The following is a 15,477-nucleotide window of genomic DNA, read 5'->3' as shown; positions in this document are numbered from 1 at the left end:
ACATTTTCGGTTATGTTCTTTGTATAATATTTTGTTGAGTAATAATTAGCCTAGCTAATTAATACTAAAAAAACCCGCGCTTAGCCTCGGTTTTTTTAATGCCTGAATAAAAGTGATTAGTTTTTAGCTATCAGCTTTTAGCTGCTTGGCGTTAATGTAAATAATGTTGTTTGGGTCGGCTTTACAAATCCCAAGTGGAAGTGGTCACTGGTGTGTAAGAGGGCTTATTCAGTGAATAACTATCGACACTTACAGGGTATTAGCCTAAGCTAAAAATGGCTTAAATTTACAACAGGAAATGGACAATGAATAATAAAAATAACTATCCACAAGGTGTATTTTGCTGGGCTGAACTGTGTACTCACAACTGGCAAGAAGGGAAGGCTTTTTATACTGCGTTGTTTGAGTGGGGAAGTGACGATCAACCCATTGGCGATGATGAGTATTACACTATGCTACAAAAGCAAGGTGACGATATTGCAGCCATGTATCAAATGCCTAAAGAGCAAGTGGCTGATTCCATACCTAGCTACTGGTTGACCTATATTGCAGTGGATGATGTTGATGCATGTGCAATGAAGGCGCAAGAGCTCGGCGCTAAAATTATAGCGGGCCCGCATAATGTGATGAATGCGGGACGTATGTTAATGCTAAAGGATCCTGCGGGTGCCACGGTGGCGTTATGGCAAGGTAAAGAGCATATAGGGTGTAAGCGTCCTGGCGAGCTCAACACGCCTTATTGGCATGAAATGGCAACGCGCGATAGTGAAACGAGTCGTCATTTTTATTGTGAATTACTGGGCTGGCAAAGCGAAATAAAGCCAATGGAGGGGATGGATTACACCTTGTTTTTAGTTGCGGGCAAGCCTGTAGCGGGCATGCTACAAATGACTGATGAATGGCCTCAAGACATCCCTCCTCACTGGATGATTTACTTTGCTGTAGATAACTGCGATAGCTATGTAAAAAAAGTGGCGAGCCTTGGAGGGCAGGTGTGCGTACCTGTTACAGATATTCCTGATGTAGGGCGTTTTAGTGTTATTTGCGACCCTCAAGGCGCTGTTTTTTCTATCATTGAATCGGCAATGGATGATATTAAAACTTAACTATCAGCAACGTTTACGGCTAAATTTTAAACTTTAGTGTGGTGATTTAGGCGCAGTAATTATGTTCTTTTTTGCTATAATGACGGGTAATTACACCGTCAGTTAGCAAGAGAGCATAATGGAATTTGAACAAGACAGTAAATTAACCTTACCGTTATTTATTTTAAATGAGTCGCTTAGTGAGCGAGATGTAGAAAAGCCTGATTTAGACATTTCCTTCGCTCTTAATGATGAGCTACTGACGCAGATATGCCAAAACCCAGCACCCGATAGCAGTATTGCTATTAGTTTAAAAGAGTATGCACTTGAGCTGCATAGTAGTGAATTTAATGGAGTATTAAATCACGAGCACGATGCACAAATAACGCTGACCCACGGCCCACTGCTAAGTGTGGTGTTAAATACCCAGGACAACCAGACTTTTGTCTCTCCGCAAATGGACATGATGCCGACCTTCGACCTCGGTGATGAGGACGAAGAATGAAAAAAATTCTGATCAGCACACTCGTCCTTATTATTCTCAGTGGGTGTGCTTATTTAGGTAATGCCCATTACAATGATTTATTTGGTAATGAACAAACACAGCAGCGAATTGTGCCGCACGATACCGGTGCTGGTGCTGAGTTTTTGCAAAACGTAAAGCCAGTACTTGATACACGTTGTGTGGTGTGTCATGGCTGTTATGATGCGCCTTGCCAGTTAAAACTTTCTTCGCCTGAAGGGATAGATAGGGGGCTGAGCAAAGAGCTGGTTTATGATGGTACACGGTTGTTAGCAAGTACGCCAAGCCGGTTATTATTTGATGCAACGAGTACAGAGCAATGGCGTAAAAAAGGGTTTACTCCGGTCCTTAATGAACGTAACCAAACCCCAGAAGCAAACCTTGCAGGTGGGGTATTGTTTAATTCATTAGTACTTAAACAAAGTGCACCTTTGCCAGAGAACGAAATTCTTGACGATGAGTTTGATTTTTCGCTTAGTCGCTCGCAAACATGCGCGACTATTGGCGAATTTGATCGTTTAGCTGCAGAGCAGCCTCACGGCGGCATGCCTTACGGTTTACCAGGGGTGTCTAGTAAAGAGTTTTATCATTTACAAAAGTGGCTCAAAGAGGGTGGAAAAATGGCGCATATTAAACCGCCCACCGAAACCGAGCTAACAAACGTTAAAAACTGGGAAGCTTTTTTAAATCAAGACAGCTTAAAATACCAATTAGCTGCACGTTATATTTACGAGCACTGGTTTTTAGCCCATATTTACTTTGATTCTGATAACCCTCAGAACTTTTTTAAACTCGTTCGCTCAAGTACGCCGCCAGGCGAAGAAATTAAGCTAATTAATACGCGCCGACCATATGATGATCCAAAAGTGAGTCGTGTTTACTATCGCTTATTACAAGATCGCTCAACCGTTTTATCAAAAACACATTTGCCATTAAGACTTGATGACGCCAAGCTTGCACGTATTTATGAGCAATTTATTGCCCCTGAGTATACGGTAACTAAAATGCCTAGTTACGAGCCTAAATCAGCATCTAACCCTTTTAAAACGTTTGAAGTGATCCCTATTGAAGCTAAGTATCAGTTTATGCTTGATGAAGCTGAGCTAATCATAATGGGCTTTATTAAGGGGCCTGTGTGTCGGGGGCAAATAGCACTTAATGTGATTAACGATCACTTTTGGGTGGCTTTTGCAGACCCGAAAAAAGTCGCGACGCCCGCTGTTGAAGATATGTTATTACAACATGAAGAGGCACTTGAGCTGCCTGCAGCAGAGGAAAGCAATGCATTGCCTATCTCCAACTGGGTTAAATATTCAGTGCGCGAGAAAAAGTACTTACAGGCTAAAGTTAAGCTTGCTAACGAAATGTTTAAAAATGGAGAGCATTTAACCACCGACCTATTATGGAAAGGTGAAGGCCATAACAAAAATGCTGCGCTTACCATATTTCGCCATTTTGATAGTGCTACTGTAGTAAAAGGGTTTATTGGGCAAGAGCCTAAAACTATGTGGGTTTTAGACTATGCGTTGTTTGAGCGTATTCATTACCTACTTGTTGCTGGCTTTGATGTCTATGGAAATATTGGCCACCAATTAGTGACCCGTTTGTACATGGACTTTTTACGTTTAGAAGGGGAGCAAAACTTTTTAGCGTTATTACCTGAAGCTAAGCGCCATCAAATTAAAAAGAGTTGGTATAGAAAGTCGCCACCAAGCTTATCTAAGTTTTTTAAAAACAACCGAGAGTTTAGCCAACCTAGCGGTATTGAATATAAAACGGATGATCCACAGCATGAGCTGTATGGCTTAGTTAAGCAAACTTTAGCGCCAGTACTGAGTGAGCACTACGACTACACAAAAGTACCCACGCCATTAAATGCACTAAACAATATGCCCGCTAAAGCGATAAATTTATTACCGCAGTTATCGTATATTTTGGTTAAGCAAGACGATGCTTCACATAAAGCTTACACGCTTATTCACCACAACGCGCATTACAATATTTCCAGCTTATTAAATGAAGATGGTCAGCGCGCTTATGATGAAGATACCGCCACCCTAGTGCCAGGCTTTATTGGCGATTACCCTGCGGCTATTTGGTATTTAAATGATCAAAATGAAGTGGGTGAATTTGCACAGCTATTACCTATGATGCAAATTGAAGCTGATTATGCCGCTTTAAAAGTAAAATTTGGTATTCGCCGTTCACACCCCGAATTTTGGAAATACAGCGACATACTGCATAAGGTAGCTAAAGATTATCGCGGTGTAGAGTTTGGTATGTTCGATTATAACCGCTTAGAAAATCGATAATCGTAGCGCTCTCTAATGAGAGCATTGCGCCTAATGTAATACATTTAGCCCAGTAATTTACTGGGCTTTTTATTTATATAATTACTAAAGCTGATGTTGAGTTTTGTATATATAGGCTACACTTAAAATAAAAAGCGGCCTTGTATGTTTAAAATAATTGCCAATCTGAGACAGCGCTACCGATGGGCGTTAATCGCTATAGCATTATTAATAAGTGGCTCAGCCTTATTGCTGCAGTATGGTTTTTCTGTACAAAAGTACGACGCTAAAATAATTAATATGGCGGGTAAGCAGCGTATGCTCTCGCAAAAAATTGCTTGGCATAGTAATGCACTGCTTTCGTCTCGAATCGATGTGGCTACCCACACCTCTTCACTCGAGCAATCTCTCTCCCAATTCAAAACAGCTCATGCGGTATTGCTTACAAAGCAAGGCGACAGTTATCGCTACCTAACGCCAGAATTAGTAAAGTTATATTTCTCTGAACCAGCTAATCTCGATAACGAAGTGAATACGTTTATTACCCAGGCTAGTTGGTTGCTATACCAAAAAGGAGAAATAGACACACAGGTGCTCAGCGTAGCACATGTAGAAAACCTACTTGCCAAACTTGACCGTGCAGTGACCTTATTTGAACGGCATGCATTAAAAAAAGTTAACCGCGTGTCTAATTTAGAGCTGTTATGTTGGCTACTGGCCATGGTGTTACTGCTTATTGAGCTAAGGTTTGTGTTTATGCCGATGGAAAAAGAGGTAGAGCGCACTTTGGTCGCTCTTCAAAAACAAAAAGACTTTGTAGCGCAAATGAGCCAAAACAAAGAGCACTTTATTGCTAGAGCAAGCCACGAGTTTAGAACCCCGTTGCAAGGCTTAATTACATCGATAGATGAGCTCACCATCAATGCCGAGCAGCAAAATATTAAAACGCAAGCAAGCTACTGCGCTCTCAGACTTTTATCTATGTTAGATGAGCTACAAGATTTACAAGCACTCAGCACGGGTAAGTGGGCACCAATTCTTAAAAACGAAAACCTTCTAGAGTCAATAAACAAAGTGGTGTTAGCGTATGAATACGCAGCGCAGCAAAAAGGGCTTAAGTTAATTACTCATTTTGATGATTCCCTTAATTGTTTTTGCAAGTTAGATCATCAGCGCTTACAGCATGTATTAACCGAGCTAATTAGCAACGCTATTAAGTTTACGCAGAAGGGGAAAGTTGAAGTTACAGCACACATGCAAAGCTCGCAGTTACATTTAACAGTCAGCGATAGTGGGTGTGGTTTTGCTAATGAAATAACCGAACTGGAGTTTGATTCATTTAAGCAAACTAACCACTTTCAAGGATTAAGAACGGGATTAACACGGGCGCAGTATGTTGTTAAAGCCCTTCATGGCACGCTCGCATTTAAAAACAATGCAATGCACGGTGCACACGTTACGCTCAATTTACCAATTGAAATTACCAATAAACAAACAGAAAAAGGGGTCGAAAAAAAGCTTTTTTGCCTTGTAGTTGAGGACAACGAATTAAATACCTTGTTACTCACACGTATTTTAAAAACGTTAGGCGTGGACTATGAATGCGTTGTAAATGGCCTAGAAGCCTGTGAAAAGGTATCTAAAACTGACTATGATGTGGTTTTTATGGACTTAAACATGCCGATAATGGATGGCTTTGAAGCAACTAAAAAAATACGCAAAGAGCTAAATAAAACCATGCCCATCATAGTGGTTACCGCAAATACCTCAGCCGAAGACATGGACTTAATTTATGAATATGGCGCGAGTGAGCATATTCATAAACCCATAAGTAAGCAGGCAGTGGCTGATGCATTGGTAAATGTTTGCATAGCTAATGAAATAAATTAATACGCAATTAAATACGCTTGCTAAAGTAATTTACTATACGTTAAGTTGTTTATTTAGCTTATGGTGAAGGCAGTATTGTGCAAAGTATTGTATTTGAACAATTTAATGGTTATTTACAGGGGCAAGGTAAAAGCCGCTACACAATTAATGACTTAAGTTGGCAAGTGAATGCTGGCGAGCACTGGCTATTATTAGGGGCTAATGGCGCAGGTAAATCGGCATTGAGCGCCGCATTAACGGGAGAGGCTAAGCAGCAAAGTGGTACTTTTAAAAGTACATTTAATAACACGCAGCTTGTGTCATCTGATGTGCAAAAACAGTTAATCAAGCATGAAATTGAACATGAACACCACAGCTTAGTAAAAGATTTTATTTTTCCTCAAAATGCTAGTTACAACCGTGAGCTACGCATAAAGCTAATAGATGCTTTTAATTACAGCGCCCTTTTAAAGAGGAATTTTAGGGATCTCTCTACTGGCGAAACCCGTAAACTCCTTCTTATAAATGCGTTGAGTAGTGATGCTGATTTAGTGGTGCTAGATGAGCCATATGACGGCTTAGATAAACATTCGTGTGAGGTGCTAAACACTTTATTAGAAACACTTAGCTCAACAATTAACTTTGTGTTTGTGTTAAATAGGCTTGATGAAATTCCGCCCTTTATTACTCACTACGGTTATGTAAATCAGGGGCAGTTGCAGCAAGTACTCAATAAGCCAACTGCAGAGCAGCGTGCTGATTTGCTCAAGCTACTGCATTTAACTCATACCACTTTAGAAATACCTCAACCGGATGACCCCCAAGCCCGAGCAGAGTATACCGCCGATACATTGGTTAAGCTTACTAATGCTAAGGTGAGCTACGCTGGGGTTGATGTATTTAAAAACCTCACTTGGCAAATTAATAAACATCAACACTGGCAATTAAGTGGTAAAAATGGCTCAGGTAAAACCTGCTTATTAAATTTAATAACCGGCGATAACCCTCAATGCTATAGCAACGATATTGAAGTGTTTGGATTTAAACGTGGTACGGGTGAAAGTATTTGGGATATAAAACAGCATATTGGCTTTATATCAAATGCGCTGCATATGGATTATCGAGTAAGTATTTCAGCGCTTAATACGGTTATTTCTGGATTTTTTGACAGCATTGGCTTATATCAAAAGCCAACAGAGTCACAGGTAAATACAGCTAAGCAATGGTTAGCGCTGATTGGGTTAAGCGATAAACAAAATAGCCCATTTACGCAACTTTCGTATGGCGATCAGCGCATGCTATTAATTGTGCGCGCCATGATAAAACACCCCACGTTACTTATTTTAGATGAGCCTTGCCTAGGGCTTGATGAAGCAAATAGGCAGCGGGTGTTAGTATTAATCGAGAAAGTGTGTGCCGCCAAAACAAGTACTGTGATTTACGTGAATCACCATGCGGCAGACAAAATTAAAGGGATTGAGCATTATTTAAAAATGGAAGATTTTAATTAAAGGCTGGGCTGAATATGCCCAACCTTTAGCATCACTTTATAGGCGAGTAATAGTAAAGCCTGCATCAGTTAACTGTTTAATTAAACCGTGTTGCTCTGGCAAGTGAAGTGCACCTACCGCAATAAAGAGTTTTTCGTTAGCCAAGCGAGGCACTAATTGCTCCACCCATTTATCATTACGGTTTACTAGCATTACTTGCTCGCTTATTTCACCATAATTACTATCGTCAAAACTCATGTTGTAGTACTCGGTAAGGGTTTCCATATCACCATTTTTCCACGCGTTTACGAGCTTGATAAAGTAGGTGTTAATATCGGCAAGCTGCTCAAAGGTTTCTTCAATCATTTCGTTGCTTAATAGCGCCATACCATCAAACATTTGCAGTTGCTGCTCTAGCGTTTCTAACTCTCCAATCGTGATATTTTGCTTTTTAGCGTAAGCAAGTACTTGCTTGTCTATACCTGTTTGGTCGGAAAACCCTGCATTTTGAAATTCAATTTGCATCATGGTTACCATTACAGCCCAAGGTTTGAGGCCGTTAAACATGGCAATATCAATCGACTTTTTAGCAAAGTAATCTTTAAGCTTATTGTAGTTTTGTTTTGATAGTTCTGTTTGTAATGTTTTGCCATCTTTAAGCATCATAAAGGGCATTGAACGCTGCTGCATTTGCAGTGGTGTGAGTTTACTAATATCTACTTCAACAATAACTTGCTCGCTTTGATCTATGGCCTTCGTTATTTTTTCTGGTAAACCTTTCATGCTAGCGTCACCCACATGAACCGTGCCAAACAAGTAAGAGCTAGTACCGTTTTTTTCTACTTTGAACAGTGCCGGCGCTGCGACACTATTAAAACTAGTTGCTATAAAAAGTGCCAGTATAAAAAACTGACTAATTCGAGTGAGGGCTTGCATGGTTTGTCCTTAAATTTAATTGAATTGCATAAATACTAGCTTAAATTAAAGCGCTTTAATAAACCTATTTGGTTATATTAAACACTTTTAAATGCGCTTTTGAGTTTAGTTGCACTAAGAGCCATATTTAAGCGGACTGAATGCGATTAAGCAGAATGCAATAGCGCTAGTGGGTTAACCCTGCCCGATTAGTGAAGTCTTAAGTTATTTACCGTGCTGTGCTGCTATTTGTACTGCAATGTATCAAAAATTAATCAAGCCCTATATGGCTATTATGTGGTTAGTGAATTTACTTGATGCAAATTAAGGTATAAATTTTTCAATTGTTCCTTTTATTCTGAATTTAAAATCCTTTTAAAGTCAATTTTCACACTTTTGTTGAATTAAGTTTGGTGTTGACTTACTCGCCTCAGCGCGGTACAAATACAAATACAGAGCGAAGAGTATTACTTCGTAACAAATGAACACATTTTGGTATTAATTACATGCTTACAAATGCACTTAACCTAGTCCTGATTATTATCGTGGTGATTATTCCCGCGAGGGCTTCGTAGTGCTATAAACTTAAGCATTAAAAAGCCCTCCGCACCTAACCGTTCGGAGGGCTTTTTAGTTTTAAGCACAAAGTTTTAAAGATTTTAGCTATAAGTTTTAAGTAAGCAGGTAATTGGGTTGTCACTGAGGAATGAGGATTAATTAATGACAGGCGCAGAACTAACAATCGATTTATTAGCCAAGCACGGCGTAAATGAGGTATTTGGCTACCCTGGCGGAGCTATTATGCCTATTTATGATGCGCTGTATGGCGCGCCTGTAAAGCATTACCTTACTCGTCACGAGCAAGGTGCTGGCTTTGCCGCAGTGGGTTATGCCCGCAGCACAGGCAAATTAGGTGTTTGTTTTGCTACTTCAGGCCCAGGTGCTACTAACTTAATAACCGCACTTGCCGATGCGATGATGGACTCAGTACCATTGTTAGCAATTACCGGCCAAGTACCCACTGCCGCTATTGGCTCAGATGCATTTCAAGAAGTCGATGTACTAGGTATGTCACTATCGTGTACAAAACACAGCTATATGGTAGAGCGTCCAGAAGACTTAGCCGAAGTACTGCAAGAAGCGATGCACTTAGCGCAAAGTGGTCGACCAGGCCCAGTGCTTGTAGATATTCCAAAAGATATTCAAATGGCGCAAGTGCCTTTTAAACCGTGGTTAGCCGCTGATGAATATTTACCCCAGCTTGATCTAAACCAAGTGGCCATTGCAAATCAGCTATTAAGTGAGGCAAAGCAGCCTGTCGCGTATGTAGGTGGTGGCGTGCAAGCCGCTGATGCGCAAAATGAGTTAATGCAGTTTTTAAATAAAACACAAATGCCAGCGGTATCAACATTAAAAGCGCTAGGCAGTGTATTACCTGATTACGAACATTACTTAGGAATGCTGGGCATGCACGGCACACAAGCAGCTAATGTAGCAGTACAAGAGTGTGATGTGCTTGTATGTATAGGCGCGCGCTTTGATGACCGCGTAACCGGTAACTTAGCTAAATTTGCTGCCAAAGCAAAAGTAATCCACTTAGATATTGATGCGGCCGAAGTAGGTAAACGCAAACCCGCTAAAGCGTCTTTAATTGCTGATTTAAAAACCTCATTACCCGCACTTGAGTGTGTTGTAACACCTAAAGCATGGTGCGATACAAATAAACTCATGAGCGAAAAACATGCATGGCGTTACGACTACCCGGGCGAAAAAGTATTTGCCCCGTATTTATTGAACCAATTAAGCCAGCATATGCCAAAAACTGGCGTAGTGTGCTGCGATGTGGGCCAGCATCAAATGTGGGTAGCGCAACACATGAAATTTAACCACCCAAGCAATCATTTAAGTAGTGGTGGCGCAGGTACTATGGGCTTTGGCTTACCAGCTGCTATTGGCGCGCAAGTAGCACGCCCAGACGATTTTGTAATAACGGTGTCGGGTGATGGCTCAATCATGATGAATATTCAAGAGCTTGCCACTATTCGCCGTAATAATTTACCGGTAAAAATACTGATATTAGATAACCAACGCTTAGGCATGGTTCGTCAATGGCAGGAGCTGTTTTTTGAAGGTCGTTACTCGGAAACAAACCTGTCAGATAACCCTGATTTTGTTCAATTAGCCGCAGTATTTGGTATTCCTGGGCAAACGATCACCAAAGCCAACGAAGTTGACGATGCAATAACAGCATTAGTTAATAGCAAGGGCCCGTATATTTTACATGCCTGTATAGACGATAAAGAAAACGTATGGCCGCTTGTACCACCTGGGGCTGCAAATGACGAAATGATTACGGAGAAAGCACAATGAAACACAGCTTAACGATTGCACTTAAAAATCAAAGTATTGCGGTGGAGCGCTTTTTACGTGTTGTGCGTCACCGTGGTTTTGACCTTACGCATTTTCAGCTTAATACAGATGAAGCTCATTATACGATAGCAATGACGGTCGATAGCGATAAGCCGATTCATCTATTAACCAGCCAGCTAAACAAGTTGGTAGACGTGAAAGAAATCAGCTTAGAAAATTTACAGCAACAAGCAGTGTAACTGCCAACGAAACACATTTACGCGTTACTGAGTATAACCTTCAGTAACTCAACAATTTTTAGAATGAGGAATGCCCGCTTACGCAGCGGCAAAACAGAGGTAACTATGGCTAAATTAAGAAGTGCAACAACAACTGAAGGACGTAAACGCGCAGGCGCACGTGCATTATGGCGCGCAACAGGCATGACCGACACAGACTTTGGTAAACCAATTATTGCTGTAGTTAACTCGTTTACGCAATTTGTGCCCGGGCACGTACACCTTAATCAGCTTAGTGAGCTAATGGCTGAAACCATCACCCAAGCGGGCGGTGTACCAAAAGAATTTAACACCATCGCCATTGATGATGGTATCGCAATGGGCCATGGTGGCATGCTTTATTCTCTGCCTTCACGCGACTTAATTGCCGACTCGGTTGAGTACATGGTTAACGGCCACTGCGCCGATGCAATGATCTGTATTTCTAACTGTGACAAAATCACCCCAGGGATGATGCTTGCAGCGCTACGCTTAAATATACCGGTTATTTTTGTATCGGGCGGCCCAATGGAAGCAGGTAAAACAAAGCTTGCTAACATCGATATTAAACTCGACTTAGTTGATGCCATGGTTAAAGGCGCTGATGAAACAGTCAGTGATGCCGATTCAGAGCAAGTAGAGCGCTCTGCATGTCCTACTTGTGGCTCGTGTTCAGGTATGTTTACTGCCAACTCAATGAACTGTTTATTAGAAGCTATTGGTCTTGCGCTACCGGGTAACGGTACAACGCTTGCAACCCACAAAGATCGTAAGCAGCTTTATGTAGAAGCGGGCGCCCGCATTGTTGATTTATGCCGCGAGTACTATCAAAAAGACAATCACGACGTACTACCACGCGCAATTGCAAACAAAACAGCCTTTATGAACTCTATGGTGGTTGATATTGCCATGGGTGGTTCATCTAATACCGTATTGCATTTATTAGCAGCGGCACAAGAAGCCGGTGTGGATTTTGATATGTCGCACATTGACGAGCTATCTCGTAAAACGCCCTTTTTATGTAAAGTGGCGCCTGCTACAGCGCAATACCATATTGAAGATGTACACCGCGCTGGTGGCATGATGGCAATAGTACGTGAGCTTGGCAAAGCCGGTTTAGTTGATTTATCAGTAAACCATGTTGCAGGTATGACAATGGGTGAGCTTGTTAAAAAGTGGGATGCTACGGATCCAAACAACGAAGCTGCACAAAAGTTTTATCGTGCAGGTCCTGCTGGTATTCGCACGACCAAAGCGATGAGCCAAGAGTGTCGTTGGGATGAAGGCGATAACGACCGTGAAAACGGTTGTATTCGCAGTGTTGAACACGCCTTTAGGCAAGATGGCGGCTTAGCTGTACTTTCAGGAAATTTAGCAGTTGATGGTTGTATTGTTAAAAGCGCAGGTGTTGTTGACGAAATGCTTCATTTTGAAGGCACCGCTGTGGTTTATGAGTCACAAGATGAGTCAGTAGAAGGCATTTTAAACGATGAAGTTAAAGCCGGTGATGTCGTGGTTATTCGTTACGAAGGTCCTAAAGGGGGCCCTGGCATGCAAGAAATGCTTTACCCAACTAGCTACTTAAAATCAAAAGGCCTTGCTGAAAAATGTGCCTTGATCACCGATGGCCGTTTCTCGGGCGGCACCTCTGGTTTATCAATCGGTCACGTATCGCCAGAGGCGGCAAGTGGCGGCGCTATTGCATATGTTGAAAATGGCGACAAAATTATCATTGATATCGCAACACGTGAAATCACCCTTGCATTAAGTGATGAAGAGCTAGAAGCACGTAAACAAAAGCAATTAGCGCGTGGTAAGCAAGCGTATAAGCCGCTTGATCGTGACCGCTATGTATCGTCGGCATTAAAAGCGTATGCATTACTTGCAACCAGTGCCGATAAAGGCGCAGTACGTGATTTAGCCAAACTGGAGGAGCTTAGCTAATTATGGTTTCTCAAGAGCTCGATTATTTTCGCGCTATTATTCAGGCCAATATGGAACCGCTAGCTAAAGTGACTGAGGTCAGCGAAATGCGCCACCTCAGTGATAAATTAGGCAACCATGTTTGGTTAAAGCGTGAAGATCAACAGCCCGTCTATTCGTTTAAGTTACGCGGTGCTTATAATAAATTAAACAAGTTACCAAAAGGGTCTGTTGTTATTACGGCATCTGCGGGTAACCATGCACAAGGTGTGGCGCTTAGTGCTTCACACCTTGGCCATAAAGCCACTATTGTTATGCCAGTTACCACGCCTGAAATAAAAGTTAGTGCGGTACGTGCACTGGGCGGTGAAGTGGTTTTACATGGCCATCATTTTGATGCAGCAAAAGCACACGCTCTTGAATTAACAGAGCAACGTAATGGTGTATTTGTACCGCCTTTTGATGACCCTGACGTAATTGTGGGGCAAGGCACAGTGGCTCGCGAGCTTATGCAGCAACTCAATGAGCTTGATGCGGTATTTATCCCTGTTGGCGGTGGTGGTTTACTTGCTGGCATGGCGGTTTATATCAAATCATTACGTCCCGATATAAAAGTGATTGGCGTAGAAGCCGACGAAAGCGCGTGTTTACAAGCTGCGCTTAAAGCGGGCGAGCCAGTAGAGCTTGACCGTGTTGGCAGTTTTGCCGATGGCGTAGCGGTTAAAATTATTGGCAGTGAAACATTTCGCCTAGCGCAAAAATTTTGCGATGAAGTTGTAACTGTCAGTGGCGATGAAATTTGTGCCGCCATGCAAGATATTTTTGTCTCTACTCGCGCAATTTCGGAGCCATCAGGTGCGCTTGCCACCGCAGGGCTTAAAAAATGGAGCCAACAATCTGGATTAAAAGGGCTGCATTTAGCAGCGGTGCTTTCGGGAGCTAACTTAAACTTTGACCGCTTACGTTATGTTGCAGAGCGCACCGCGCTTGGTGAAAAAAACGAAGCGCTACTCGCTGTGACCATTAAAGAAGAAAAAGGCAGCTTTAAGCAGTTTTGCACCTCTTTAGGGGGCCGTGCTATTACTGAGTTTAACTACCGTTATGCAGGCCCTGGTGAAGCGCAAATATTTGTGGGTATAGCCTTGCGCCAAGGTGAGCAAGAACTCAGCGAGCTAAAACAAGACCTAACTAACAACGACTACCCATTTTGCGATTTATCAGATAATGAGCTCGCAAAATTACATGTACGTTATATGGTAGGGGGCAAAGCACCTGAGCAGTTGCACGAAAGGTTATTACGGTTTGAATTTCCAGAATACCCAGGCGCTCTAGCACGCTTTTTAGATACCCTAGGTAGCAATTGGAATATTACTTTGTTCCATTACCGTAATCATGGGGGGTCTATCGGAAATGTACTGGCGGGCTTTGCGATTGAGCCTAGCCAATTTGAGATGTTTAACGAGCACTTAAACCGCTTAGGTTACAGTGTGCAAGACGAAACACATAACCCGTGTTTTACGCAGTTTTTAACCTCTCAGCCACAAAGCTCAAACGTTGGTAACGTAGCCTCAGCTTAAGGCTTCATAAGCAAGTATGCGCCTTTGCATGCTTGCTTTATTGTGTGTTTTAAATATAGTTACACCTAATGACTACTATTTGGAACACTCAGTTGCTTATTAAAGGATTAATACTTGCAAGCTTGCTTTTTTGCAGCCAGCTAATGGCTCAAGAATCAGTCACTTTACAACTAAAATGGACCCACCAGTTTCAGTTCGCCGGCTATTATATGGCTCAGCAAAAAGGCTACTACAAAGACGCCGGACTTGATGTAACCATACGCGAAGCCAATCCTAAAATGCCTGACACTTTCACACCTGTAGCAAGTGGAGAAGCCCAGTTTGGCGTAGCGCATTCGGGTATTTTACAACAAAGAGTAAACGGCCAACCGTTTGTAGCAATGGCGGCTATTTTACAGTTTTCTCCGTACTGTTGGATGGTAAAAGACAGCTCTGATATTTTTCACCCTCGCGATTTTACCGCTAAACGTATTACCGAAGTGAGTAAAAAAGACAGTACCGAGCTGCTAGTTATGCTTAAACGCAGCGGTATTGATATTGCTACTTTAGAGGTATACGAAGGCGATGAGCCTGCACTGCAAGCGTGGCAAGAAAACAAACTTGATGCAATGCAAGTGTATGTCACCACTCAGCCTTACTTTATGACTCAGCAAGGGGTATCGCACCGCCTTATATGCCCACAGCGTTATGGTATGGATGTATACGGTGATGTGTTATTTACCAGCGAATCAATGCTTAAAAAGCACCCGCAAACGGTCGAAAAGTTTTACCAGGCGAGCTTAAAAGGTTGGCGTTATGCCTTAATGAATATGGATGAAGCCATAGCTATTACTCAGCAAGTGTATGCGCCAAACAAAAGTTTTCATCAGCTAGCCTACGAGGCCGAAGTATTGAAAGACTACATAATGCCGCCTACGACCCATTTAGGGAATATGTCGATGGCCAAGTGGCGCTTAATTGCAGATTATTATGGCATTAAGCAAATGCAATTTGACGAGCACAAAGCTGGGTTTGTTTATAAATACCAAGAGCCAGAGCGATTACAACTGTCGTGGATGCTAATAGCCGCCTTTATTGTGAGTATTATTTCGATCCCCCTTTATTTGCGTTTAATACTTGGAAAAAAATAACCGCTTAATGCTGCTCTGCGCAACTGGTATAATTAAACGTCTTTTTA

The 15,477-nt window shown here is 42.0% G+C and carries 11 protein-coding genes; 10 read left to right on the top strand and 1 reads right to left on the bottom strand.

The features are described 5' to 3' along the window. Positions 1-305: 305 nt before the first annotated feature. The 5 genes from CWC17_RS14425 to CWC17_RS14405 all read left to right on the top strand — a co-directional run bounded on the left by CWC17_RS14425 (position 306) and on the right by CWC17_RS14405 (position 7,279). On the top strand, positions 306-1,106 hold the full coding sequence (locus tag CWC17_RS14425; RefSeq protein WP_138613635.1) for a VOC family protein: 801 nt from the start codon (positions 306-308) through the stop codon (positions 1,104-1,106). Positions 1,107-1,224: 118 nt separating this feature from the next. Then, complete coding sequence (locus CWC17_RS14420) at positions 1,225-1,590, top strand: hypothetical protein (RefSeq protein WP_055014538.1); 366 nt, start codon at positions 1,225-1,227, stop codon at positions 1,588-1,590. After that, positions 1,587-3,920 carry a fatty acid cis/trans isomerase gene (locus CWC17_RS14415; protein ID WP_138613633.1) on the top strand — a complete coding sequence of 778 codons (2,334 nt, stop codon included), beginning with the start codon at positions 1,587-1,589 and terminating at the stop codon, positions 3,918-3,920. Before CWC17_RS14420 ends, CWC17_RS14415 begins: the two co-directional genes overlap by 4 nt. Positions 3,921-4,064: 144 nt before the next feature. After that, a complete protein-coding gene (locus CWC17_RS14410; protein WP_138613631.1) occupies positions 4,065-5,789 on the top strand; it encodes a response regulator in 1,725 nt (574 codons plus the stop codon). A gap of 77 nt (positions 5,790-5,866) precedes the next feature. Next, a complete protein-coding gene (locus CWC17_RS14405) occupies positions 5,867-7,279 on the top strand; it encodes an ATP-binding cassette domain-containing protein (protein WP_138613629.1) in 1,413 nt (470 codons plus the stop codon). 36 nt (positions 7,280-7,315) lie between these two features. On the opposite strand, the gene CWC17_RS14400 is transcribed toward CWC17_RS14405, so the two are convergent. Next, complete coding sequence (locus CWC17_RS14400; RefSeq protein ID WP_138613627.1) at positions 7,316-8,194, bottom strand: TraB/GumN family protein; 879 nt, start codon at positions 8,192-8,194, stop codon at positions 7,316-7,318. A gap of 699 nt (positions 8,195-8,893) precedes the next feature. On the opposite strand from CWC17_RS14400, the gene ilvG reads away from it, so the two are divergent. The 5 genes from ilvG to CWC17_RS14375 all read left to right on the top strand — a co-directional run bounded on the left by ilvG (position 8,894) and on the right by CWC17_RS14375 (position 15,430). Next, positions 8,894-10,543: an acetolactate synthase 2 catalytic subunit gene (ilvG, locus tag CWC17_RS14395; protein ID WP_138613625.1), complete on the top strand. Its 1,650-nt coding sequence runs from the start codon at positions 8,894-8,896 to the stop codon at positions 10,541-10,543. Next, a complete protein-coding gene (gene ilvM, locus CWC17_RS14390) occupies positions 10,540-10,782 on the top strand; it encodes an acetolactate synthase 2 small subunit (RefSeq protein WP_138540949.1) in 243 nt (80 codons plus the stop codon). Before ilvG ends, ilvM begins: the two co-directional genes overlap by 4 nt. A gap of 105 nt (positions 10,783-10,887) precedes the next feature. Next, positions 10,888-12,744 (top strand): dihydroxy-acid dehydratase, encoded by a 1,857-nt coding sequence (gene ilvD, locus CWC17_RS14385; protein ID WP_138613623.1) that lies wholly within the window; start codon positions 10,888-10,890, stop codon positions 12,742-12,744. A gap of 2 nt (positions 12,745-12,746) precedes the next feature. Then, entirely contained in the window at positions 12,747-14,300 is a 1,554-nt protein-coding gene (gene ilvA, locus CWC17_RS14380; RefSeq protein WP_138613621.1) for a threonine ammonia-lyase, biosynthetic, read from the top strand. 143 nt (positions 14,301-14,443) lie between these two features. Then, positions 14,444-15,430, top strand: coding sequence for an ABC transporter substrate-binding protein (locus CWC17_RS14375; protein ID WP_138613619.1), 987 nt, complete (start codon positions 14,444-14,446; stop codon positions 15,428-15,430). Positions 15,431-15,477 lie beyond the last annotated feature (47 nt).

Source organism: Pseudoalteromonas sp. S3785 (genome assembly GCF_005887365.1).
Classification (GTDB): domain Bacteria; phylum Pseudomonadota; class Gammaproteobacteria; order Enterobacterales; family Alteromonadaceae; genus Pseudoalteromonas.
The sequence above is the reverse complement of the archived record's forward strand: the minus strand, read 5'-3'. Positions and strand labels throughout refer to the sequence as shown.